Annotated in this window: 25 protein-coding genes, 1 other RNA gene and 1 pseudogene; 10 read left to right on the top strand and 17 right to left on the bottom strand. The window is 64.6% G+C overall.

All coding sequences use genetic code 11. The features are described 5' to 3' along the window. Window positions 1–130: 130 nt before the first annotated feature. From Q0743_RS29585 to Q0743_RS29635, 11 genes are all read right to left on the bottom strand, one after another. Window positions 131–337 carry a DUF2065 domain-containing protein gene (locus Q0743_RS29585; RefSeq protein ID WP_270162114.1) on the bottom strand — a complete coding sequence of 69 codons (207 nt, stop codon included), beginning with the start codon at window positions 335–337 and terminating at the stop codon, window positions 131–133. Window positions 338–410: 73 nt separating this feature from the next. Beyond that, window positions 411–1,307, bottom strand: a complete 897-nt coding sequence (gene hflC / locus Q0743_RS29590) for a protease modulator HflC (protein WP_298244982.1) — start codon at window positions 1,305–1,307, stop codon at window positions 411–413. Then, a complete protein-coding gene (hflK, locus tag Q0743_RS29595; protein ID WP_298244983.1) occupies window positions 1,304–2,440 on the bottom strand; it encodes an FtsH protease activity modulator HflK in 1,137 nt (378 codons plus the stop codon). Before hflK ends, hflC begins: the two co-directional genes overlap by 4 nt. A 153-nt stretch (window positions 2,441–2,593) precedes the next feature. Then, complete coding sequence (locus tag Q0743_RS29600; RefSeq protein WP_298244984.1) at window positions 2,594–3,106, bottom strand: dihydrofolate reductase; 513 nt, start codon at window positions 3,104–3,106, stop codon at window positions 2,594–2,596. After that, a complete protein-coding gene (locus tag Q0743_RS29605) occupies window positions 3,106–3,591 on the bottom strand; it encodes a GNAT family N-acetyltransferase (protein ID WP_298244985.1) in 486 nt (161 codons plus the stop codon). The genes Q0743_RS29600 and Q0743_RS29605 overlap by 1 nt, the downstream gene beginning before the upstream one ends. A gap of 64 nt (window positions 3,592–3,655) precedes the next feature. Then, window positions 3,656–4,450, bottom strand: coding sequence for a thymidylate synthase (locus tag Q0743_RS29610; protein WP_298244986.1), 795 nt, complete (start codon window positions 4,448–4,450; stop codon window positions 3,656–3,658). A gap of 171 nt (window positions 4,451–4,621) precedes the next feature. Further along, the gene (locus Q0743_RS29615) at window positions 4,622–5,602 is read right to left on the bottom strand and encodes a tripartite tricarboxylate transporter substrate binding protein BugD (protein WP_298244987.1); all 981 of its coding nucleotides are present in this window, start codon (window positions 5,600–5,602) and stop codon (window positions 4,622–4,624) included. 137 nt (window positions 5,603–5,739) lie between these two features. Beyond that, window positions 5,740–7,254, bottom strand: coding sequence for a tripartite tricarboxylate transporter permease (locus Q0743_RS29620; protein ID WP_298244988.1), 1,515 nt, complete (start codon window positions 7,252–7,254; stop codon window positions 5,740–5,742). Window positions 7,255–7,261: 7 nt separating this feature from the next. Further along, a complete protein-coding gene (locus Q0743_RS29625) occupies window positions 7,262–8,023 on the bottom strand; it encodes a tripartite tricarboxylate transporter TctB family protein (protein ID WP_298244989.1) in 762 nt (253 codons plus the stop codon). A gap of 94 nt (window positions 8,024–8,117) precedes the next feature. After that, window positions 8,118–8,648 carry a chromate transporter gene (locus Q0743_RS29630; RefSeq protein WP_298244990.1) on the bottom strand — a complete coding sequence of 177 codons (531 nt, stop codon included), beginning with the start codon at window positions 8,646–8,648 and terminating at the stop codon, window positions 8,118–8,120. Continuing rightward, window positions 8,645–9,241, bottom strand: coding sequence for a chromate transporter (locus Q0743_RS29635; RefSeq protein ID WP_298244991.1), 597 nt, complete (start codon window positions 9,239–9,241; stop codon window positions 8,645–8,647). The genes Q0743_RS29630 and Q0743_RS29635 overlap by 4 nt, the downstream gene beginning before the upstream one ends. A gap of 96 nt (window positions 9,242–9,337) precedes the next feature. Between Q0743_RS29635 and ssrA the strand changes: the two genes are divergently transcribed. The 7 genes from ssrA (at window position 9,338) to Q0743_RS29670 (ending at window position 14,884) form a co-directional block, all read left to right on the top strand. Beyond that, window positions 9,338–9,703, top strand: a transfer-messenger RNA (tmRNA) gene (ssrA, locus tag Q0743_RS29640). Window positions 9,704–9,815: 112 nt separating this feature from the next. Next, entirely contained in the window at window positions 9,816–10,334 is a 519-nt protein-coding gene (locus Q0743_RS29645) for an SspB family protein (protein ID WP_298244992.1), read from the top strand. A gap of 89 nt (window positions 10,335–10,423) precedes the next feature. After that, the gene (gene fumC / locus Q0743_RS29650) at window positions 10,424–11,857 is read left to right on the top strand and encodes a class II fumarate hydratase (protein ID WP_298245035.1); all 1,434 of its coding nucleotides are present in this window, start codon (window positions 10,424–10,426) and stop codon (window positions 11,855–11,857) included. A 280-nt stretch (window positions 11,858–12,137) separates the two neighbouring features. Beyond that, on the top strand, window positions 12,138–12,326 hold the full coding sequence (locus Q0743_RS29655; RefSeq protein ID WP_097663042.1) for a DUF4169 family protein: 189 nt from the start codon (window positions 12,138–12,140) through the stop codon (window positions 12,324–12,326). Then, on the top strand, window positions 12,323–12,574 hold the full coding sequence (locus Q0743_RS29660; RefSeq protein WP_025038043.1) for a ribbon-helix-helix domain-containing protein: 252 nt from the start codon (window positions 12,323–12,325) through the stop codon (window positions 12,572–12,574). The genes Q0743_RS29655 and Q0743_RS29660 overlap by 4 nt, the downstream gene beginning before the upstream one ends. Before the next feature lie 125 nt (window positions 12,575–12,699). Continuing rightward, complete coding sequence (locus Q0743_RS29665) at window positions 12,700–12,975, top strand: FeoA family protein (protein WP_298244993.1); 276 nt, start codon at window positions 12,700–12,702, stop codon at window positions 12,973–12,975. A gap of 37 nt (window positions 12,976–13,012) precedes the next feature. Then, entirely contained in the window at window positions 13,013–14,884 is a 1,872-nt protein-coding gene (locus Q0743_RS29670; protein WP_298244994.1) for a ferrous iron transporter B, read from the top strand. 201 nt (window positions 14,885–15,085) lie between these two features. Here Q0743_RS29670 and Q0743_RS29675 read toward each other — a convergent pair whose 3' ends face one another. The 5 genes from Q0743_RS29675 to soxC all read right to left on the bottom strand — a co-directional run bounded on the left by Q0743_RS29675 (window position 15,086) and on the right by soxC (window position 18,370). Next, a complete protein-coding gene (locus tag Q0743_RS29675) occupies window positions 15,086–15,571 on the bottom strand; it encodes a YkgB family protein (protein WP_367184952.1) in 486 nt (161 codons plus the stop codon). Window positions 15,572–15,726: 155 nt separating this feature from the next. Continuing rightward, entirely contained in the window at window positions 15,727–16,044 is a 318-nt protein-coding gene (locus Q0743_RS29680) for a hypothetical protein (protein ID WP_298244996.1), read from the bottom strand. 29 nt (window positions 16,045–16,073) lie between these two features. Continuing rightward, window positions 16,074–16,544, bottom strand: coding sequence for a DUF302 domain-containing protein (locus Q0743_RS29685; protein WP_298244997.1), 471 nt, complete (start codon window positions 16,542–16,544; stop codon window positions 16,074–16,076). A 7-nt stretch (window positions 16,545–16,551) separates the two neighbouring features. Next, entirely contained in the window at window positions 16,552–17,100 is a 549-nt protein-coding gene (locus tag Q0743_RS29690) for a c-type cytochrome (protein WP_298244998.1), read from the bottom strand. Beyond that, window positions 17,087–18,370: a sulfite dehydrogenase gene (gene soxC, locus Q0743_RS29695; RefSeq protein WP_298244999.1), complete on the bottom strand. Its 1,284-nt coding sequence runs from the start codon at window positions 18,368–18,370 to the stop codon at window positions 17,087–17,089. Before soxC ends, Q0743_RS29690 begins: the two co-directional genes overlap by 14 nt. Window positions 18,371–18,557: 187 nt before the next feature. On the opposite strand from soxC, the pseudogene Q0743_RS29700 reads away from it, so the two are divergent. Further along, a pseudogene (locus Q0743_RS29700) lies at window positions 18,558–19,049 on the top strand (GNAT family N-acetyltransferase); the annotation flags it as partial. Between the two features lie 12 nt (window positions 19,050–19,061). Here the strand turns inward: Q0743_RS29700 and Q0743_RS29705 are convergent. Continuing rightward, on the bottom strand, window positions 19,062–19,958 hold the full coding sequence (locus Q0743_RS29705) for a LysR family transcriptional regulator (RefSeq protein ID WP_298245000.1): 897 nt from the start codon (window positions 19,956–19,958) through the stop codon (window positions 19,062–19,064). Window positions 19,959–20,080: 122 nt separating this feature from the next. Between Q0743_RS29705 and Q0743_RS29710 the strand changes: the two genes are divergently transcribed. Together Q0743_RS29710 and Q0743_RS29715 are read left to right on the top strand one after the other, a co-directional pair. Further along, window positions 20,081–21,100, top strand: a complete 1,020-nt coding sequence (locus Q0743_RS29710; protein ID WP_298245001.1) for a zinc-dependent alcohol dehydrogenase family protein — start codon at window positions 20,081–20,083, stop codon at window positions 21,098–21,100. A gap of 121 nt (window positions 21,101–21,221) precedes the next feature. After that, complete coding sequence (locus Q0743_RS29715; RefSeq protein WP_298245002.1) at window positions 21,222–21,617, top strand: cupin domain-containing protein; 396 nt, start codon at window positions 21,222–21,224, stop codon at window positions 21,615–21,617. Window positions 21,618–21,637 lie beyond the last annotated feature (20 nt).

A 21,637-nucleotide genomic window follows, 5' to 3' on the forward strand; every position in this document is an offset into this window, starting at 1 on the left:
AGAAAGGATTCGACGTCCAGACTGCGCTCGAACGGGGGGACGGCGCAAGCACGGAGCTTAACGGGCTTCAAGGCCCCGATAATACGGCGAAAACCGGTCTTTCGCCTTCACTTTGGCGTTGGCGCAAGAGCTAAACCGGGCGCCGCATCACCCAGATCAGGATCAGGCCGGCGACGGCTGAACCGATCCCGACCACCCGCAGGATATTGTCCGGCGTGGCGATGGCACTCTTCATGGCTTTGCGCATCCAGTTCGGACTGGCTGCGAACATCAAGCCTTCCAGCACGAACAGGATGCCCAGGCCGATGAGGAAGTCGGCGAACGCAATGGACCTCATCGGATGGGAACCTCCCGTGGTGCTGTTTTCGTTTGGACGAAGGGGCGGCGAGATTCGCCGCCCCCTGTCTAGCTTACGGTTTTGCCGGCGTCTCGGTTGCCAGCTTGCCGGACGGGTTGCTGAAATACCGGAAGAAATCCGAGTCCGGCCGCAGCAGGAAGCGGGTGTCGTTCGACTTCAGCCCGTTCTCGTAGGCCGTCATCGACCGGTAGAACGCGAAGAAATCGGCGTCCTTGCCGTAGGCTTCCGCGAACAGGCGGTTGCGCTCGGCATCGCCCGCACCGCGGGTCTGCTCGGCCAGCGAGTTGGCTTCCGCGATGATCACGGTCGCCTCGCGGTCGGCCTTGGAGCGGATCTCCTGGGCCTTCTGACCACCCTGGGCGCGGAACTCGGCCGCCTCGCGTTCACGCTCGGTCTTCATGCGCAAGTAAACCGCCTGGCTGTTCTGCTCCGGCAGGTCGGCGCGGCGGATCCGGACGTCGACGACCTGGATACCGTAGCCGTCGGCCTCGCGGTCGAGTTGGTCGCGGATGCGCTGCATCAGCTTCTCGCGGTCGTCGCGCACCACGTTGATGAAGGTGACCTCGCCGAGCACACGGCGCAGCGCCGCGTTCAGGAGCGTGGTGAGCTGGATGTTCGCAGCCTGGATCGAGCCGACGCTCTGATAGAAGCGCAGCGCGTCCTTGATGCGGTACCGCGCGAAGGCGTCGACCACGAGCCGCTTCTGGTCGGAGGCGATCGCTTCCTGCGACGGGTTCTCGAGGTCGAGAATCCGCTTGTCGATGTTGATCACCGAATTCCACGGCGCCTTGAAGTGCAGGCCGGGCGCGGTGACGACGTCGACGGGACGACCGAACTGCAGCACGATGGTCTGCTCGGTCTGCGCAACCGTGAACAGCGACATGTAGCCGACGACCACGACGAGCAGGAGGCCCATCAGCGTGACGATACCTGTGACCGGAGACCTCATCGGTTGCCTCCGCTCGAGGGCTGCCCGGTGGTAGGCGGCCGCTTGGTGGTCAATTCGCCCAGCGGCAGATAGGGCACGATGCCCTGGCCCGAGGCGCCGCCGTCATAGACGAGCTTGTCGGCGCCGCCGAGCACGCGCTCCATCGTCTCCAGATAGATCCGTTCACGCGTCACGTCGGGCGCCTTCTTGTATTCCTCGTAGACCTTGAGGAAGCGCGCGCTCTGGCCCTTGGCCTCGGCGACCGCCTGCTCCTTGTAGCCTTCCGCATCCTGCTGAATCTTGGCGGCGCGACCGCGTGCCTGCGGCACCACCTGGTTGGCGTAGGTCTGCGCTTCGTTCTGCAACTGCTCGAGGTTGGCGCGCGCCGCCTGGACGTCGCGGAACGCGTCGATCACCTGCGCCGGCGGATCGACCTTCTGCATCTGCACCTGGGTGATCTGGATGCCCGCGCCGTAGCTGTCCAGCGTCTTCTGGATCAATTCCTGCACGCCTTGCTCGGTGACGTTGCGCGCACCGGTCAGGATCGGCTGAATCTGCGAACGGCCGATCACCTCGCGCATCGCGCTCTCGGCGACCGCCTTCACGGTGCCCTCAGGGTTCTGGATGTTGAAGAGGAAGTCGCCGACGCCATCAGGCTTGATGCGCCAGAGCACGGTGAAATCGACGTCGACAATGTTCTCGTCGCCGGTCAGCATCAGGCTCTCTTCCGGCACGTCACGAATGGAGCGGCCGCGGCGCGCCGGATCGTCGATCAGCGTCATGCCGATGGAGATGGTGTTGACGCGCAGCGCCTTCGGCAGCAGCACCGTCTCGATCGGATAGGGCAGATGATAGTTCAGGCCCGGCTGCACGGTGCGGACATGCTTGCCGAAGCGCAGCACGACGCCGAGCTCTTCGGACTGCACGCGGAAGAAGCCCGACAGCAGCCAGAACGCGACGATCAGCAGCACGATCAGCGTGATGCCGATGCCGGAGAAATAGCCGCCCGGCATGATCTGCTGGAGCCGATCCTGGCCACGCCGCAGAAGGTCTTCCAGATCCGGCGGCCTCGGCCCGACCGGTTGCGGGCCTGAGCCCCATGGTCCCTTTGGACCCGAGCCCCATGGGCCACCGCCCTGATTCTTCCACGGCATTCGACGCTCTCCTCGGCAGGGTGGAATTGCCCCCGCCCGCTTTGTCCGGATCGGCTTTATAGGGGACAGGCAGGTCCCTTACAACGCGGCCTTCACCGTCTTCCGAGCTATGCTCGGGCACGAAAAAGTCAATGTAAACATTGGCGAAAGCGGTTAATGGCCGCGCCGCCGACGATATGTCACATAGGAGTAGTCGGCGCTGTCGTCGGGGCCGGCAGGATGGCGGATACGTTCAACCTCGTCCCACGCCGCCCTGTCGATGTCGAAATGCGTGTCGCCTTCGGGCCGCGCATGCACTTCGGTGATCTCGAGGCGATCGGCGCGATCGAGCCATTGCCGGAAGATCTCGGCGCCGCCGATCACCGCGATCTCAGTGACCGAACGCCGCAGGGCATCGCCGCGCGCAACCGCCTCCGCATCCGCCGCCGACGTCGTGACGATGGCGCCGTTGGCGCGATAGTCCGCATCACGCGTGATCACGATGTTGGTGCGGTTCGGCAGCGGCCGGCGCGGCAGGGATTCGAAGGTTTTGCGTCCCATGATCACGGGCTTGCCGATGGTCAGCGCCTTGAAGCGCGCCATGTCGGCCTTCAACCGCCACGGCATGGCATTGCCGGCGCCGATGACGCCGTTCTCCGCGATCGCAACGACGAAAACGATGTCCATCAGGATGCGCTCCCCGCAAGCCGCGTCAGCGCCGGGCCGGTGACGCGGCACAGCGTCCAGTCGTCCATCATGACGGCACCAAGCGATTTGTAGAAGGCGATCGACGGCGCGTTCCAGTCGAGCACCGCCCATTGCAGGCGCGCCCAGCCGTTGTCGACGCATTCCTTGGCGAGATAGACCAGCAGCGCCTTGCCGAGGCCCCTGCCCCGATGCGACGGCCGCACATAGAGGTCTTCGAGGTAGATGCCGTGACGGCCGCTGAAGGTGGAGAAATTCACGAACCAGACCGCGAAGCCGGCGGCCTCCCCGTTCCATTCGGCGATCGCGCAATAGAGCCGCGGCCTTTCGCCGAACAGTGCGTCGGCGATGTCAGCCTCGGTCGCCTCCACCTCATGCGAGAGCTTTTCGTAGTCGGCGAGTTCGCGGATGAAGGACAGAACGAGCCCGGCTTCTCCGGGCTGCGCGCGGCGGATGTTGAGCGACATCGGTCTATTCTTTTTTGCGCATGATCTTATCGGAAAACCGCTGCGCACTTTTCCGGATCATGCGCTAGACCGCGACTTCCGCCTTGATGTGCGGATGCGGGTCGTAGCCGACGAGCTCGAAATCCTCAAAGCGGAAGGAGAAGATGTCCTTCACGTCGGGGTTGATGCGCATCACGGGCAGCGCCCGCGGTGCGCGCGAGAGCTGCAGCCGCGCCTGCTCGATATGGTTGGAATAGAGATGAGCGTCGCCGAACGAATGCACGAAGTCGCCGGGCTTCAGGCCCGTGACCTGTGCCACCATCATGGTGAGCAGCGCGTAGGAGGCGATGTTGAAGGGCACGCCGAGGAAGACGTCGGCCGAGCGCTGGTAGAGCTGGCACGACAGCTTGCCGTTGGCGACGTAGAACTGGAACAGCAGATGGCACGGCGGCAGCGCCATCTTGTCCACGTCCGCTGGATTCCAGGCCGTCACGATCAGCCGACGCGAATCCGGGGTACGCTTGATCATGTCGATGACCTTCGCGATCTGATCGATGCTGCCGCCGTCGGGCGTTGGCCAGGAGCGCCATTGATGGCCGTACACGGGGCCGAGATCGCCGTTGGCGTCCGCCCACTCGTCCCAGATGGTGACGCCGTTGTCCTTCAGATATTTGATGTTGGTGTCGCCCTTCAGGAACCACAACAGCTCATGCACGATCGCCTTCAGCGGCAGCCGCTTGGTGGTCAGCATCGGGAAGCCGGCCGACAGATTGAAGCGCATCTGATGGCCGAATACCGAGAATGTACCGGTGCCGGTGCGGTCGGTCTTCTCGACGCCGTCTGAAAGAATCCGCTCGAGCAGGTCCTGATACTGGTGCATGTGCGACTTGAGCCTTTGGGGAAGCGGCGAACTTAGCGGCCACCCCCGCGCTGCGACAGCGGCGATTCGCTGTCCGAACCGATTATACCCGGAAAAATGAGTGATCTCCGCGCAAACGACAAGGGGCGGAACTCGACGTTCCGCCCCCGCCTATCGGCTTGAAAGTGCAGCTTAAGTCGCCGGTTTCAGCACCGGGGTCCACTTCGCGATCTCGTTCTTGACGAGGGTGGCCAGCGCCTCCGGCGTCCGCTCAGCGGCGGTCGGAATGACGCTGCCGAGCTCAAGCAGGCGCTTCTTCACCGTCTCGTCGTCGAGCGCCTTGCTGGCGGCGGCGTTCAGGCGGGCGATGATCGCAGGCGAAGTTCCCTTCGGCGCGAACATCGCATTCCAGGCCTGGGCCTGGAATTTCGGCAGGCCGGCCTCCGCCGTGGTCGGCACGTTCGGCAGCGACGGATTGCGCTCCGGCGTTGCGATCGCATAGGCCTTGATGGTGCCGGCGTTGATCTGCGGCACGGCATTGACGATCTGGTCGCACATGTAATCGACCTGCCCCGCCACCAGCGCGTTCATCGCGGGGCCCGTGCCGTTGAAGGGCACGCCGACCGGCTTGATGTCGAGGATCGAGTGCAGCAGTTCGCACGAGACGTGCGAGACCGAGCCGACGCCGGCATGCGCGGCGTTCACCTTCTCGGCGTTCGCCTTCACGTAGGCCACGAACTCGTTGAGGTCCTTCGGCGGAAAATCCTTGCGCGCCAGGATCAGGATCGGCGTGCCCGCGAGCAGCGCGATCGGCTCGAAATCCTTCTCAGGATGGTAGGCGAGCTTGGGATAGAGGGGCACCGAGGCGGCATGGGTGCCCATGTGACCGGTGATCAGCGTGTAGCCGTCATTGGTCGCGCGCGCGGCGCGCGTGGTCGCGGTGGTGCCGCCGGCGCCGACCACGTTCTCGATGATGATGCTCTGTCCGAGCGTCTGCGCCATGTGCGCCGTGACGATGCGCGCGACGACGTCGGTGGGGCCGCCGGCCGCGAACGGCACGATCATGGTGATGCTGCGCGTCGGATAGGTCTGCGCCCCGGCCGGCGCAATGAGGACGCCCAGCGATGCGAGCGCGGCCGCACATGCGCCCGTGAGCGCGCGAAGGAAGGTCATGTCGGTCCCCTTGGACAAAAACAAATGCCGGCCCAAAGGCCGGCATTTCCATTTCACGAAGCCGTAACACGAGTCGATCCGACTTCAGGATGCGGCGCGCCGACGCAGGTGCGCGGCGACGACGCAGGGCGCGGCGCTCAGTTCTCGGATTCGGTGAACACCTCGTCACGTTTCGAGCGCAGCACAGGCAGCACCGTGAGCAGCAGGAGGCTCGCCGCGATCGCAAGCAGCACCGCCGACAGCGGACGCGTCAGGAACACGCTCCAGTCGCCGCGCGAGATCAGCAGCGCACGGCGCAGGTTCTCTTCCATCAGCGGTCCCAGCACCATGCCGAGCAGCAGCGGCGCCGGCTCGAAATCGTGCTTGATCAGCCAGTAGCCGACCAGACCAAACACGCCGGCGAGGATGACGTCGACCGGTGCGTTGTTCACCGAATAGATGCCGATCGCGCAGAAGATCACGATCGAGGGGAACATCAGCCGGTACGGCACGCGGAGCAGGCGGACCCAGATTCCCACCAGCGGCAGGTTGATGATGATCAGCATCAGGTTGCCGATCCACATCGAGGCGATCATGCCCCAGACGAGGTCGGGCTGCTTCTGCATCACCTGCGGGCCCGGCACGATGCCGTGGATGGTCATCGCGCCCACCATCAGCGCCATCACCGCGTTCGGCGGGATGCCGAGCGTCAGCAGCGGGATGAAGGAGGTCTGCGCCGCAGCGTTGTTGGCGCTTTCCGGCGCCGCCACACCCTCGATCGCGCCGCGGCCGAACCGCCTCGGATCCTTGGCGAGCTTCTTTTCGAGCGTATAGGCTGCGAACGAAGCGATGACCGCACCGCCGCCCGGCAGGATGCCGAGGATCGAGCCGAGCACGGTGCCGCGCAGGATCGGCGGCGTCGAGTCGATCAGATCCTTCTTCGTCGGCATCAGGCCGGTGATCTTCTGCTGCACGAGGTCGCGATTCATCTCGGCGCCGGCGTCGAGATTGCGGATGATCTCGGCGAAGCCGAACACACCCATCGCCACGGTCGCAAAGCCGAGACCGTCGGCAAGCTCCGGAATGTTGAACGCCATGCGCGAGGCGCCGGTCTCGATGTCCGAGCCGACCATGGAGAGCAACAGGCCCAACACGATCATTGCGATCGCCTTCAGCACCGAGCCCTTGGCCAGCACGACCGCGAAGATCAGGCCGAGCACCATCAGCGAGAAATACTCGGCCGGGCCGAACGCCAGCGCCAGCTTGGTCAGCGGGGCGCCGAGGATGGCGATCAGGACGGTAGCGACGCAGCCGGCGAAGAACGAGCCGATCGCCGCAATCGCCAGCGCCGGGCCGGCGCGGCCCTGCTTGGCCATCTGGTGACCGTCGATGGCGGTGACGACCGATGTCGCCTCACCTGGAATATTGACCAGGATCGAGGTGGTCGAGCCGCCATACTGGGCGCCGTAATAGATTCCGGCGAGCATGATCAGCGCGCCGACCGGCGGCAGTCCGAAGGTGATCGGAAGCAGCATCGCGACGGTAGCGATGGTGCCGATGCCCGGGAGCACGCCGACCAGCGTGCCGACCAGCGCGCCGATCAGGCACATCAAGAGGTTGATCGGCGAAAGCGCGACGACGAAACCGTGAGCGAGGTTGGCAAAGATATCCATCACACCCTCACTGGACCAGGAAACGCGGGAACATCGGCATCGGCAACCCGAGCACGTAGGGGAACAGGATGGCACAGCCGATCGTCAGGCAGGCCCCGACGATGGCAGCCTCCAGCCAGCGCGTCTCGTGCGACCCTGTCGCCGCGATCATGAAGCTCACAAAGGCTGTGACCACGAGGCCGAGGGAGCGGATCGACAGCGCGAAGAACAGGATCGCAGCCATCACGAACAGCGGCCCGCGCCAGGCATAATGGGACATCCCCGGCCCGTCGGTCAGAAGACCGGTCAGGGCGATGCCGGCGGACAAGGCGACCAGCAGTCCACCGAACATCCGCGGCGCGGTGCCGGCGCCGAACGAGAAGCCGCGCATGCCCTGCAGATCGCTCGAGGCCCACAGCGCGAACAGGGCCAGCGCCATCAGGATCACGCCGCCGACATAGTCCTGGGCCGACCTGATGGTCATGAACAGCGTGACGATCGCCACCGCAAAGAGCGGATAGGAGTAGATCAGCGCGAGCAGGACCTCGGATGACGCCTTCTTGGCGTCACCGCTGGCCGCTCCGATCAGCGCGCCGGGCGCACCGGCGAACAACGCCGTGGCATGGGCAACCACCACCGCGGCCGGCCCGCGGCCCGCGCCCCAGCCGAAAATCGTCCCGATCGACCAGATGAATTCGAAAATCTGCGGCGCTATCGCCAGCAGACAGAAGCCGAGCGCCACCGAGGTGTTTCGGGTGGCAGTCGCCGAGTGGCCCATCGTATCGGCCATGCATGTCTCCTCCGCGACCTGTAAGTCACGAGCACTGTTGTTCTAAATCGGCTGGAAATGGATCCCCCGCCCGATCACTGCCTAGCCATTTTCATCAGACAATGCCAGCAAAACCAAACAGCCCCCCGGCGAGCAGGAGCCAGAGTGGATTGATGCGCGAGACCGACGCGATCACCGCAACCATTGCGGTCAGAAGCAGTGCAGCAATCGTGCGATCGGTCGACTGGGCCAGGATCAGGGCGCTCGCGGCCATCAATCCGATCGAGAGCGGAACCAGTGCAGCCTGAATCAGGCCGGGCCAGCGCGATTGGCTGGGCCTGTTCAGCAATCGGCTGACATAATAGGCAAGCAGCGCCGTCGGCAGGCACATCGCCAGCGTTGCCGCCAGCGCGCCGGGAATGCCGGCGACCGCATAGCCGATTAACGTCACGATAAGCACGTTTGGACCTGGCGAGAGCTGCGCGATCGCATAGGCATCGGTGAACTGCTTGTCGGTCATCCAGTGATGGACCTCGACCGCGATGCGGTGCATCTCGGGCACCGCCGCCGCGGCGCCGCCGACCGCGAACAGCGACATCAGTCCAAAGGTGGAGATCAGCGCCCAGATCGGGCTCTCGGCATTCATGCTGCTACTTTCCGCCGCAGGAAAAAGGTGGCGCCGATACTGACGGGAATCGCGACCAGCAGCACCGCCGGAAGCGGCAGGCGAAGCACGCCGATGGCGAGGAACACGCCGAGCATCAGGATCAGTGCGAGCGGATCCGCCCGCTTCAGCAGCGGCGTCATCATGCGAAAGACCACCGCGATCAACAGCCCCACCGCCGCGCAGGAGATGCCGGCGAGGCTGCGGCGCAGCACGTCGAGATCGCCGAAACGGGCGTAGGCGATCGCGAGCACCGTCATGATCAGCGTCGGCGGCAGCAGCAGGCCGGCAAAGGCGGCAACCCCGCCGGCAATGCCGCGCAGCCTCGACCCGAACACCATCGACAGGTTGACGATGTTGGGCCCGGGCAGGAAATGACAGAGCGCGAAGGTCTCGTTGAACTCGTCCGCCGTCATCCAGCGGTGCTGCTCGACGATGGCCCGCCGGGCAAACACCAAAACTCCGCCGAAACCCGCCAGCGACATCCGGGCAAAGGCCAGGAACAGCGCGGCCAGGCTCGGCGGTGCGGGGACGGGATCCGGCTCTTGGACGGCCGGTGCTGAATCCGGGGACATGTCAGGAGCTTAGAACGAGGGTCGCGCTGCGGCCAAGGTCAGGCTCGTCTCGGTCCGGAACCTATCCAAAGGGAACCGCGCCCAGCCCGTTCGAAACCTCTGTTTTTCGAAACCTTTGCCCCCTATATTGGGGGTGCCGGTTCGCCGGCTATGGAAATAAACGGTCGTCGCAATAAACCATTCGGACCCGGGGGCGGTACCCGGCGCCTCCACCAAAGCCCACCAGCGGGCTCATCCAAAGCGGGCTTTGGCGGGGGCGAAATAGGATCGACGAGGGCGTAAAGGGCGTGCTTTTTCCCGGTATTGTTCCGCCGTTATCGGGCTACTGCAATAGTTGCCAACGACAACTTTGCTCCGGTTGCTCAGGCTGCGTAACGCAGTTTGAAAGACCACTTTAAAGTCCTAACGGGTTAAGCTCCGTTAGGCGGGGTTCGGAGGCACCTGGCAACAGAAGCCTCCACTTACCTTTATTTCTTCCCCGGCGGGGACTCCTGCTCGCCCGTCAGGCGCGATATTATTGCGGTTTGGCGAGTCGAGCCGGCTGGTTCGGCTTCGGGGATGCAACAGGACCACCATGGCGACCGATCATATCCGATACGATGTGCTGGCCCGCGACGCGCTGCGCGGCGTACTGCGGAAGGTGCTGACCGATGCCGCGGCCCATGGCCTGCCGGGCGAGCACCATTTCTTCATCACCTTCGTGTCGAAGGCCGAGGGCGTGAAGCTGTCGTCGCGGCTGCTGGCGCAATATCCGGAAGAGATGACCATCATCCTGCAGCACCAGTTCTGGGACCTGACCGTGCTCGAAGACCGCTTCGAGGTCGGCCTGTCCTTCGGCGGCATTCCGGAACGGCTGGTGGTGCCGTTCAGCGCCATCAAGAGCTTCCTCGATCCGTCCGTGAAGTTCGGCCTCCAGTTCGACACGTCCGATGTCGCCGAGGTCGCGCCGGAGAATTTGCCGGCGGCTCCCGCGCCGTCGGCCGTCGCCGTGCAGACGCCCGGCACGGAATCGGCTGAAAGCACCGAGGAGCCCGAGACCCCGACCAAGGGCGGCGCCGAAGTGGTGCGGCTCGATCGTTTCCGCAAGAAATGATCTAGGTTGGCCGCGAAGCCGTCGCGCCCGGCCCAACTGCCTATATAGAAGAGCACATGAAAAGGCCGCGCGGCACCTCGCGCGGCAGAATGGATGTGCTCATGGCCAAAGCTTCCCGATCGAAGACCGCCCGTCCCGCGACCCGCACCGAGACCGACAGTTTCGGTCCCATCGAGGTCCCCGCCGACCGCTATTGGGGTGCGCAGACCGAACGCTCGCGCCAGAATTTTCGCATCGGCACCGACCGCATGCCGATCTCGCTCGTGCATGCGCTCGGCATCGTCAAGCTCGCCGCCGCACAGTCCAACCTCGAGCTCGGCCTGCTCGACCAGCGCCGTGCGGGTGCCATCATCCGCGCCGCGCGCGAGGTGATCGAGGGCAAGCTCGACGATCATTTCCCGCTCGTGGTGTGGCAGACCGGCTCCGGCACGCAGAGCAACATGAACCTCAACGAGGTGATCGCCAATCGCGCCAACGAACTCCTGGGCGGCGAGCTCGGCACCAAGAAGCCGGTGCATCCCAACGACCACGTCAACATGAGCCAGTCGTCGAACGACTCCTTCCCGACCGCAATGCATATCGCGGCCGCAAGCCGCATCACTGCCGATCTCGTCCCTGCCCTCGGCGAGCTGCTGCGCGCGCTGCGCAAGAAGGAGAAGGCGTTCGCAAAAATCGTCAAGATCGGCCGCACCCATACCCAGGATGCGACGCCGCTGACGCTCGGCCAGGAATTTTCCGGCTATGCGGCGCAGGTCGAGAGCGGCATCGCCCGGCTCAAGATCGCGGTGAAGGACCTCCATCCGCTGGCGCAGGGCGGCACCGCCGTCGGCACCGGCCTCAACTCGAAGCCGCGCTTTGCCAAGCTGTTCGCCAAGCACGTCGCCTCCATCACGAAGCTGCCCTTCACCAGCGCCGCCAACAAATTCGAGGCGCTGGCCTCGAACGATGCCTATGTGCTGGCGCACGGCGCCATCAATTCGGTCGCGACAGGCCTGTTCAAGATCGCCAACGACATCCGCCTCTTGGGATCGGGCCCGCGCTCGGGACTGGGCGAGCTGATCCTCCCCGAGAACGAGCCGGGCTCCTCGATCATGCCGGGGAAGGTCAATCCGACGCAGTGCGAGGCGATGACCATGGTTTGCTGCCAGGTGTTCGGCAATCACACCGCGATCACGGTCGCCGGCAGCCAGGGCCATTTCGAGCTCAACGTCTACAAGCCCGTGCTGGCCTACAACATGCTGCACTCGATCCGCCTGCTGGCGGATGCCGCGCGATCCTTCACCGAGCATTGCGTCAGCGGCATCCGTGCCGACGAAAAGCGCATAAACGAGCTGATGCAGCGCTCGCTGATGCTGGTGACGGCGCTCGCCCCGAAGATCGGCTACGACAACGCCGCCAAGGTGGCCAAGACGGCCCATGCCAACGGCACCACGCTGAAGGAGGAGGCGCTGCGGCTCGGCTTCGTCTCGGCGGACGAGTTCGATCGCTTGGTGCGCCCCGAGAAGATGACCAGCCCGGGATAAAATTCCGAATTCCGATTGCCATCCGTAATGATACGGACGCTCTCTGCCCAGAAATGTGCGGCTTTGGGTGCGGGATTTGATTACCGTCAATGTTCCGGCGGGACGGCGTGCTACGCAGCCATTCCGCCCCTCGACGGGGGCCAAATTCATCGTTTGATGGCCCGAGGGGCCGATTGACGAGGACGAGCGAATGGCGATCAAGTCTTGTGGGGCGCAACGCGGCACCCTGTTTCTGAATGTTTCATCCAACCTGAAGAGGATCGGATGATGGAGACGCGGCATGGGGAACGTCATCAACCTGAATCGTTTCAGGAAGCGCGCCGAGCGGGAAGCCTCGGCGAAACAGGCGGACGTCAACCGAACGAAGTTCGGTCGCACGAAGGCGGAACGGTCGGCGGAGGAGACGCGCGCGGACAAGGCGAAGGCGCACCTGGATCAGCATCAGATCGATCGCGAGGAGCAGCCATGAAGTCGCCCGTCGTGAAACGGTCGATCGTCGTCGCCGGGCACAAGACCAGCGTCAGCCTGGAAGAGGCGTTCTGGAACGGCATGAAGGAGATTTCCGGCCTGCGCAACATGACGTTGTCCGAGCTGGTCGGCGAGATCGACAACAACCGCCAGCAGGGCAATCTGTCGTCGGCGATCCGCCTGTTCGTCCTGGACTACTTCAAGAGCCGGGCCATGGCGGCCCAGCCGGACAAGGTCCCGGCCCAGTAGCCAACCCAACCCGGAGGGGCGCCTTTGACGGGCGCTCCGCCATCCGCACTTTAAAATCACTCTAAGGTGCGGTTTCAGCAAGCGCGCGCGCTTGACCTCACTGCCTTGCGTTGAAAATACAGGGCATGACCGACACCAAAGATACGCGCCCGCACATGCCGCTGGGTCTGGCCCAGCGCGGCTATACCGGCGTCATCCAGCAACTTTCGGCTCGCCAGGCGGGCTCGGCGCTCTCGGACATCGAACTCGAGAGCCGCCTGATCGAGCTCGGCTTCGTCGAGGGCGCGCGGGTCGAGGTCCTGCATGAGGGGCTGGTCGGGCGCGACCCGATCGCCGTGCGGGTCGACAGCATCACGATCGCGGTCCGCCGCCGCGAAGCCATGGCCATCATCGTCGCTTGAGACCGCGACCGGATATCTGCCCCAGGCCCTTGATCCCATGGAATTACCCCTGCTGCATCTCGCCCTGGTCGGCACGCCCAACAGCGGCAAGACCTCGCTGTTCAACGCCCTGACCGGCAGCCGGCAGAAGGTCGCGAACTATCCCGGCGTCACCGTCGAGCGCAAGGAAGGCTTCTTCGTCACACCCCTGGGACGCCAGGTCTCGGTGGTCGACCTGCCCGGCACCTATTCGTTGCGCGGCCGCAGCCCGGACGAGGAGATCACCCGCGACTTCGTGCTCGGCAAGGCCTCCGGCGAGACCGTGCCCGATCTGGTGCTGTGCGTGGCCGATTCCACCAATCTGCGGCTGACCATCCGCCTGCTGCTCGAGCTCAAGCGCACCGGACGGCCGATGGTCCTCGTGCTCAACATGTTCGACATCGCGGCCCGCCGCGGCATCACGGTCGACGTCGAGCGGCTCGCCAAGGAGCTCGGCCTGCCCGTGGTCACCTCGATCGCGGTGCGCAAGGGCGGCACCGCCGACCTCCTGAAGCTGACCGACGAGATCTCGGCCAAGCTCGCCGCCGAGGCCGAGGACAATAGCTGGCGCGCGCTCAGCGTCGCCGAGCTCCGCGCGACCCAGCGCGAGGCCGACCGCATCATCGCCGACTGCGTCAGCCTGCCTGCCAGGCCCGACACCTGGACCGCGCGGATCGACGCGGTGGTGCTGCATCCGGTCGGCGGCCTCGTCGTGCTGGCGCTGATCCTGTTCGTGATGTTTCAGGCCGTGTTCGCCTGGGCGCAGCCGGCGATGGACCTGCTCAAGTCCGGCTTCGACATGCTGGGAGAGTTCGTGCAGGCCACCCTGCCCGACGGCCTGTTGCAGAGCTTCCTGCAGAACGGCGTGATCGCGGGCGTCGGCAGCGTGATCGTGTTCCTGCCGCAGATCATCCTCATCTTCCTGTTCATCCTGCTCTTGGAAGATTTCGGCTACATGGCGCGCGCCGCCTTCCTGATGGACCGCATCATGGGCGGCGCCGGCTTGCACGGCCGTGCCTTCATTCCGCTGCTGTCGAGCTTTGCCTGCGCGATTCCCGGCATCATGGCGACGCGCGTCATCGACAACAAGCGCGACCGGCTGACCACGATCCTGATCGCGCCGCTGATGACCTGCTCGGCGCGCATTCCGGTCTACACGTTGATCATCTCCGCCTTCATTCCGGCCAGGGACGTCTGGGGCTTCATCAACCTGCAGGGCCTCGTGATGTTCGGCCTCTACGCCGCCGGCATCGTCAGCGCGCTCGCCGTCTCGTTCCTGATCAAGTTCTTCATGCTGCGCGACTATGCGCCGGCGCCGTTCATGCTGGAGCTGCCGGACTACAAGATGCCCAGGCTGAAATCGATCGTGATCGGCATCTACACCCGCGCCAAGATGTTTTTGGTACGCGCCGGCACCACGATCTTCTCGATGATGGTGCTGATCTGGTTCCTGGCCTCGTTCCCGCAGCCGCCTGCAGGCGCGACCGAGCCCGCCATCGACTTCAGCCTCGCCGCGATCATCGGCAAGGCGCTCGAACCGCTGCTCGCACCCGTCGGCTTCAACTGGCAGATCGCGGTCGCACTGATCCCGGGCATGGCGGCGCGCGAGGTCGCGGTCGCAGCGCTCGGCACCGTCTATGCGATCGAAGGCGGCAAGGAAGCGGCCGAGCAGATCGGCCAGGTGCTGGCGACGAAATGGTCGCTCGCCACCGCCCTGTCGATGCTGGCCTGGTACATCTTCGCCCCGCAATGCGCATCCACGCTGGCCGTGATCCGGCGCGAGACCGGCAGCTGGGCCTGGATGGCCGTGACCTTCACCTACATGCTGGTGCTGGCCTATGCGGCGAGCCTCGTGACGTACAACGTCGCGGTGGCGCTCGGGGCTGGCTGAGGCCCCTTCAAACCAAAATTGCGAAAACAACCCCATGCACAGTAGACGGGGCTTGTGAAATCAATGGCTTACGCGCAGGCCAAAATCGTCCGCGCAACACATTCCGCCCTGTTGACCCGTCGGACAAAACAGGGGCCGCGGGCAGCGTCAGCAGCGTGAACGGCGACACGCCAGGGAAGCGCCGCCGGCACGCGAGGACACTCAGCGCATGCGAAGCCGAACGATCGTTTGCGGCAATGAGGCGAGCAGAAGCACGACGCAAACACCCAGCAGGACGATATCCTTGAACAGGAACTCGCCGGTGAGATTCCACGCCATCGGATCAGAGGACAGGCTCCATTTCACGACGCCGGGCGTCGTAAAAAAGAACGACCACGTGATCGCGAAGGTGACAACGCCCATCAGGGAACCGAGCGCGGACAAGACCGGGTTGAACGCACCGGCCGCGAGCAGCGCCGCAATCACGAATTCGGCGACCCCGAGAACATACGCCTCTCCTCGCAGGCCGAATACCGACAGCCAGGAGATGAATGGACTATTGCTGATGAACTGAGCGATGCCTTGTGCGGATTGCGGCGTGAATTTCTGCATGCCGAACGACACGAAGATGATGACCATGACCCAGCGGAGGATGGCGAGCAGACGATAAGATCCGTCGCCACTCTCGGCCACGTTGAACCCCTTCATGAGACAATTTCTCCCGGCTTGCGCGTGCGTCCACGTGCGAACGAAACGTTCGCTGCGAGGCATTACGGGGGGAAAGCTCGCCTCGTTACCTGCACCCGCGGCTGCGCCGATCACAGCTGCGTGCACGCCGCCTCACCGCGACAAAAACCGGCCCGTCAGCGCGAGCGGGCTTGCCCGTCGTCCTGATCGCGCTCCGGCTCCTCGATCAGCACGGCAGGCTCGTCATAGCCTTTGCGGCTGCTGTAGAACACCAGCGCCATCAGGCCGACGCCGACCACCAGCGAGAACACGACGCCCAGCACCAGCGCGACATAGCCCGACGCAGGAACGCTGGTGTTGGTGCTGGTCCAGCCGAGATAGCCGAGGACGCTCGCGGCGACGAGCATCGCGCACAACACCGCGATGACCAGCCATCTGGCGAGGTTGCCCCCATACGAGGCGGATGGCGCCGGTTGTTGGTCAGTGGCGTTCATGGAGCTTCTCCTCGATAGGACGTCGTGACCTAAGGTGCAGTAGCCTTGGTCGCGATCGCATGCAGAGCGCCCGTCATCGCCGTGACGGCGGCCTTCGCCGGCTCGCCGACGCCATGACGCCCGGCGAGATAGGCGGGATCGTTGTAGCTCAGCCATGTCGCGCCCTGCTCGTCCTGCCAGACCAGCGCCTTCAGCGGCAGGTCGATGCCGACCGTCTGCACCTGCTGCATCAACGGGGTCCCGCCCTTGGCGTTACCGAAGATGAGGAGATCGGTCGGCCGCAGCGGCAAGCCGACTGCGGTGGCGCCGGCGGCGTGATCGACATGGGCGAACACGGTGAGGCCCTTGGCTTTCACCTCGGCCTCCAGCCGCTTCATGGTGTCGTCGGGTCCGAAACTGCTCTTGATGGTGATGAGTCCGTCTGCGGCCATTGCCTGGGTCTCCCATGAACATGTCGCTGCGATCAGAACGAGGATCCTGAACAGTGCCGAAAGCCTCATCGCCCGCTCACTTCCTGCGGAACAGTTTGGCGGGATCGAACTCCGGCTGTGGAATGAAGCCGTCGCGATTGGGCATCCTGATCCTCGGCAGACTGTCCTTGTCGACCTTGCCGTCGGCGGGAATGATGCCGTTGAGGCTCAGGATGTAGGCGGTGACGGCATAGGTCTCGTCGGTGCTGAGCGAACCCGGCGTCGGATAGGGCATCGCGCGATGGATGTAGTCGTACAAGGTCGTCGCATAGGGCCAGAAGCTGCCGACGGTCTTGACGGGCGTGTTGGATGCGAGTGTGCCCTGCCCTCCGGCGAGACGATCCTTGATGCCGCCCTGGCCGTTGTCGCCATGACAAGCCGCGCAATTGTCAGCGAAGACTTGCTTGCCCAGCACCGCCGTTCCGCTGCCGTCGGGCAGGCCTTTCCCGTCCGGGCCGACGTCGATGTCCCACAGCTTGATCTCGGCCGGCGTCGCTGGCCGGCCGAAGTCGAATGCCAACGCGGGGGCGGCGAGCAGGCCGACCGTGAGGATGCCGGCGAGAAGCAGCTTGTCATGCGAGGACATTGCGGACCCTCCCGGTCTCGTCGATGCTCCAGGTCTGCTGGGCGTTGTAGTGAAACAGTGCATTGGTCCCCATCGCCGCGATGAAGGCCTGCCGGTCCGGCTGGACGTTGCCCTGCTCATCGATGGAGCGGCTCACGATCTTGGTCGGTTTGCCATCCCAGACCCAATCCATCTGGAAGCGCACCTGCGCCCTGGACAGGACCGGCTGAGCCAGTTGCGCCTGCTTCCAGGTCTTCGCGCCGTCGGTCGAGACCTCGACCTTGGCGATCTTGCCATGGCCGCTCCAGGCGAGGCCCGAGATGCGGATATAGCCCGGCTGAATCTGCATCATGCCCGAGGGCTGCGTGATGACGGAGTTGGTTTCCATTCGCAGCTGGAATTGCCGCGCCTTGCCGCTTGCAAGCAATTGCGTATAGCGCGCCGTCTCCCAGCGCGTCATCCAGGGCTCGTTGCCGAACTTGAGGCGACGCAGCCATTTGATGTTGAGGTTGCCTTCGAAGCCCGGCATCACCAGACGGATCGGAAAGCCGTGCGCGGGCCGCAGCGGCTCGCCGTTCTGCCCGTAGGCGACGAAGGCTTCGTTCATGATCTCGTCGGTCAGCGGAATGCTGCGATCGACGCCTGCGCCGTCGCCGCCTTCCGCCAGCATCCAGTTCGCGCTCTTGTCCCTCGCAACGAGGTCGATCAGGAATTTGAGCGGAACGCCGGTCCATTCATTGGTGCTGACGAGGCCATGCGTGTTCTGCACCGTGACGTCGGGGTCGGCTTTCTTCCAGTTCTCCCAGCCGTTCCCGGTGCACTCGATGAACACGACGCGCGTCACCGACGGCATCCGCTTCAGGTCCTCGACGCTGAACACCAGCGGCTTCGATACCAGACCATGGATCAGCAGCCGGTGTTGCGCCGGATCGATGTCGGGCACGCCGGAATGGCTGCGCTCGTAGTGCAGATCGGTCGGCGTGATATTGCCGACGAGCTTCTGGTGCGGGGTCTTGGAATTGATGGCGTCGCCCGGATCGACGTTGCGCTTGCCCGGGGTGGCCTCGGGGATGCGGTCGAGCTTGACAAAACGGGAGCGCTCGCTGTGCGCGCCGAGATCGGCGCCGGGCCCGCGGTCCGGAACGTCCGCAAGCGTTTCGGCGCCTGCCGCTTCGCTCGCAACCGCACCAAGGATGCCTGCCGAGAGGCCACCCACGAAGCCGCGCCGCGACACGTGCGCCGGGCGCGGCAACAAATCGATCGAAGATTCAATCGGCATTTTGGACGTCATGCGATCTCCCGATTCATCATCGTGCCTTTTTGAAAAGGCCCTGCGCTCCCCGTGTCGTGACGTTTACCAGCCACCACGACAATTGCTTGTTAGGTTGTGTTAGAAGCCATTAGCGGCGACGGATGCGAAACCTCGGCGCAGATGCGGTATCAGGGCGGCGCGCGGGAATGCATGAGCGGCAGGCGGCATGGATCACTTCAGCACCAACAGATTGACCGCCGAAAGGCTGAATGAAGATCACCTCGCCGATCTCGTCGCGCTGCATCTGGATTCCGATGTCGCTCGCTACATCGGCGGCGTGCGCTCGGCGGAAACCACCGAGAAATACCGGGCAACCAACATGGCCCATTGGGACCGGCACGGCTTCGGCCTGTGGGCGCTGCGAACCAAGGACGGGGCGTTCGCCGGACGTGCGGGGTTCCGGCACATCGAGGTAGACGACACCGACGAGATCGAGATTGCCTATGCGTTCGTGCGCGGCATCTGGGGCCGGGGCTATGCCAGCGAGATCGCAGCCGCGATCACGGAGATCGGGCTGTCGCAGCTCGCGCTGCCATCCCTCATCGGCATCGTGAAAGTCGGAAACGCTGCATCCCGCCGTGTGCTCGAAAAATCGAACTATTTGCGCGAGCGGAGCACGAACCGTCACGGCGAGGACGTCGTGATCTACCGCATCCGGGGTCGAGCGCCATCACCTGCCGCGATGGCGCAGCGCCTCGACGATGATCTTGAAGGCCGGCGCGTTCTGGCGCCGGCTCGGATAGTAGATGTGGTAGCCGTCGAAGGTCGGCGACCAGTCGTCCAGCGCGATGACGAGATCGCCCGACACGATATGGCCCTTCACGATGTTCTCGGGGACATAGGCGATGCCGTATCCCTTCAAGGCTGCCTCGACCTGGGCGTAGGTGCTGTTGAACGTCAATTGTCCATCGACGCGGACGCGGAGCTCCTGGCCGCGCTTGGCGAACTCCCATGCGTAAAGCCCACCTGCCCGTTCCATTCGCAGGTTGATGCACCTGTGCCCGACGAGTTCGTGAGGATGCTTCGGCGCGCGATGCTCGGCGAAGTAGCCGGGTGAAGCCACGGCCACCAGACGCCAATCCGGTCCGATCCGCACCGCGACCATGTCCTTTTCGACGCTCTCGCCGAGACGGACGCCGGCATCAAATCCCTCCTCGACGATATTGCGAAATCCGCTGTCGAGGCTGACTTCGAGCTTGATGTCCGGATAGTCCTTCAGAACCCGCTCCAGCTTCGGCCACACCACGCTTTCGAAGGCATGGTTCGAGAGCGTCATCCTGATCCGCCCGGACGGCTTGTCACGGAACGCCATGAGGTCGGCGATGTCCGCCTCGATCTCCGCGATGCGCGGCGCCAGGGATTGCCGCAGCCGCTCGCCGGCTTCCGTCAGGCCGACGCTGCGGGTCGTCCGCGTCAGCAGCCGGATACCCATCTGCTCCTCGAGACGCTTGATGGTGTGGCTCAGCGTCGACTGGGCGATGCCGAGCTTGGCCGCCGCCTTGGTGAAGCTGAGCTCCCTGGCGATGGTGAGGAAGGTGAGAAGATCGTTGAAATCCTGCCTGGCCATGATTGTCCGCCTGCGGAGGCTTTCGATTTATGTCTCCGATCGATCAATGCAAGCAGATTATTGCGTCTAATCCGGCAGCTCTGCATCGGCTATCTCCTGACGCTCATGCGAAAGGTTCAGCCATGCTCGCAACACTGATGTACGGCCCCGGCGACATTCGCTGCGAAGCGGTCGACGATCCCAGGATTCTGAAGCCCACCGACGCCATCATCAAGCTGTCGGCGACCTGCATCTGCGGGTCCGACCTCTGGCCCTATCGCGGCCTGCAGCCGATCGCCGGCACTGCACAGCATATGGGCCACGAATATTGCGGCGTGGTCGTCGAGGTCGGAAGCGCAGTGAAGACGGTGCGGCCCGGGCAGTTCGTCGTCGGCTCGTTCTGCATCTCCGACAACACCTGCCCGCATTGCCGCTTCGGCTTCCACTCCTCCTGCGTCCAGCGCGAATTCATGTCCGGCGCGCAAGCTCCTTTCGCGCGCGTTCCGCTGGCCGACGGCACGCTGGTGGCCACCGCGGAGCTTCCCTCACCCGATCTCGTTGCCGACCTGCTCGCCACCTCCGACGTTCTTGGCACCGGCTGGTATGCCGCCGATGCCGCCAACGTGCGCGAGGGATCGACCGCAGTCGTGGTTGGCGACGGCGCCGTCGGGCTGATGGGCGTGCTGGCGGCCAAAGAGATGGGCGCCGAGCGGATCATCGCCATGAGCCGCCACAAGACGCGGCAACAACTCGCGATCGAATTCGGCGCCACGGACATCGTCGCCGAGCGTGGCGACGAAGGCATCGCCCGCATCAAGGATCTCACCGACGGCATCGGCGCCGAGTCCGTCCTGGAGTGCGTCGGCACGCAGGAATCGATGACGCAGGCAATCGCCTGCTCGCGGCCCGGCGGCTCGATCGGCTATGTCGGCGTCCCGCACGGCGTGACCTTCGACGGCCAGGCGATGTTTTTCGCACAGCGGCGGATGCTCGGGGGACCGGCGCCGGTGCGGCGCTTCCTGCCGGACCTGATCGACCGCGTGCTCGCCGGCAAGATCAAGCCGGGAAAGGTGTTCGATCTCAGGCTGCCGCTGTCCGACGTCGCCGAAGGATACCGCGCCATGGACGAGCGGCGCGCGATCAAGACGATGCTGATGCTCTGAGGACGATGACATGATCTCGCGCCGCCGCCTGATGGGAGGCGCAGGCTCCTTCGCCGCTCTCTCCGCATCCGGACCGGCAACAGCAGGCGCAAGCAGTGTGGCCAAGCAAGGGAGACAGTCGATGCAGATCAAACGCGGTGGGGATCAGCCATCCCAAAAAGGGCCGGAAGCGTGGTTCACCGGACAGGTGCGCATCGATCCGCTGCATTCAGCGGTCGAGCCGGCGCGCGCGGCAGCCGCCAGCGTCACCTTCGAACCGGGCGCCCGGACCGCGTGGCACACCCATCCTCTGGGCCAGACGCTGATCGTGACGGCGGGCTCAGGCCGCGCCCAGACATGGGGTGGACCGGTCGAGGAATTGCGGCCGGGCGATGTGGTCTGGTTTGCGCCGGGCGAGAAGCACTGGCACGGGGCGGGTGCCACGACGGCGATGACGCACATCGCCATGCAGGAGCAGCAGAACGGCAAGACCGTCGACTGGCTGGAGCACGTCAGCGACGAACAATATCGCGGCTGACGAAGAAGAAGCCGGTAAGC

It is taken from the genome of uncultured Bradyrhizobium sp. (assembly GCF_936943645.1).
Lineage (GTDB): Bacteria > Pseudomonadota > Alphaproteobacteria > Rhizobiales > Xanthobacteraceae > Bradyrhizobium.

Bases quoted from the DNA above. Each gene is read 5' to 3' on its own strand.
- Q0743_RS29585 (WP_270162114.1), bottom strand. From the start codon at position 337: ATGAGGTCCATTGCGTTCGCCGACTTCCTCATCGGCCTGGGCATCCTG.
- hflC (WP_298244982.1), bottom strand. From the start codon at position 1,307: ATGAGGTCTCCGGTCACAGGTATCGTCACGCTGATGGGCCTCCTGCTC.
- hflK (WP_298244983.1), bottom strand. From the start codon at position 2,440: ATGCCGTGGAAGAATCAGGGCGGTGGCCCATGGGGCTCGGGTCCAAAG.
- Q0743_RS29600 (WP_298244984.1), bottom strand. From the start codon at position 3,106: ATGGACATCGTTTTCGTCGTTGCGATCGCGGAGAACGGCGTCATCGGC.
- Q0743_RS29605 (WP_298244985.1), bottom strand. From the start codon at position 3,591: ATGTCGCTCAACATCCGCCGCGCGCAGCCCGGAGAAGCCGGGCTCGTT.
- Q0743_RS29610 (WP_298244986.1), bottom strand. From the start codon at position 4,450: ATGCACCAGTATCAGGACCTGCTCGAGCGGATTCTTTCAGACGGCGTC.
- Q0743_RS29615 (WP_298244987.1), bottom strand. From the start codon at position 5,602: ATGACCTTCCTTCGCGCGCTCACGGGCGCATGTGCGGCCGCGCTCGCA.
- Q0743_RS29620 (WP_298244988.1), bottom strand. From the start codon at position 7,254: ATGGATATCTTTGCCAACCTCGCTCACGGTTTCGTCGTCGCGCTTTCG.
- Q0743_RS29625 (WP_298244989.1), bottom strand. From the start codon at position 8,023: ATGGCCGATACGATGGGCCACTCGGCGACTGCCACCCGAAACACCTCG.
- Q0743_RS29630 (WP_298244990.1), bottom strand. From the start codon at position 8,648: ATGAATGCCGAGAGCCCGATCTGGGCGCTGATCTCCACCTTTGGACTG.
- Q0743_RS29635 (WP_298244991.1), bottom strand. From the start codon at position 9,241: ATGTCCCCGGATTCAGCACCGGCCGTCCAAGAGCCGGATCCCGTCCCC.
- Q0743_RS29645 (WP_298244992.1), top strand. From the start codon at position 9,816: ATGGCGACCGATCATATCCGATACGATGTGCTGGCCCGCGACGCGCTG.
- fumC (WP_298245035.1), top strand. From the start codon at position 10,424: ATGGATGTGCTCATGGCCAAAGCTTCCCGATCGAAGACCGCCCGTCCC.
- Q0743_RS29655 (WP_097663042.1), top strand. From the start codon at position 12,138: ATGGGGAACGTCATCAACCTGAATCGTTTCAGGAAGCGCGCCGAGCGG.
- Q0743_RS29660 (WP_025038043.1), top strand. From the start codon at position 12,323: ATGAAGTCGCCCGTCGTGAAACGGTCGATCGTCGTCGCCGGGCACAAG.
- Q0743_RS29665 (WP_298244993.1), top strand. From the start codon at position 12,700: ATGACCGACACCAAAGATACGCGCCCGCACATGCCGCTGGGTCTGGCC.
- Q0743_RS29670 (WP_298244994.1), top strand. From the start codon at position 13,013: ATGGAATTACCCCTGCTGCATCTCGCCCTGGTCGGCACGCCCAACAGC.
- Q0743_RS29675 (WP_367184952.1), bottom strand. From the start codon at position 15,571: ATGAAGGGGTTCAACGTGGCCGAGAGTGGCGACGGATCTTATCGTCTG.
- Q0743_RS29680 (WP_298244996.1), bottom strand. From the start codon at position 16,044: ATGAACGCCACTGACCAACAACCGGCGCCATCCGCCTCGTATGGGGGC.
- Q0743_RS29685 (WP_298244997.1), bottom strand. From the start codon at position 16,544: ATGAGGCTTTCGGCACTGTTCAGGATCCTCGTTCTGATCGCAGCGACA.
- Q0743_RS29690 (WP_298244998.1), bottom strand. From the start codon at position 17,100: ATGTCCTCGCATGACAAGCTGCTTCTCGCCGGCATCCTCACGGTCGGC.
- soxC (WP_298244999.1), bottom strand. From the start codon at position 18,370: ATGACGTCCAAAATGCCGATTGAATCTTCGATCGATTTGTTGCCGCGC.
- Q0743_RS29705 (WP_298245000.1), bottom strand. From the start codon at position 19,958: ATGGCCAGGCAGGATTTCAACGATCTTCTCACCTTCCTCACCATCGCC.
- Q0743_RS29710 (WP_298245001.1), top strand. From the start codon at position 20,081: ATGCTCGCAACACTGATGTACGGCCCCGGCGACATTCGCTGCGAAGCG.
- Q0743_RS29715 (WP_298245002.1), top strand. From the start codon at position 21,222: ATGCAGATCAAACGCGGTGGGGATCAGCCATCCCAAAAAGGGCCGGAA.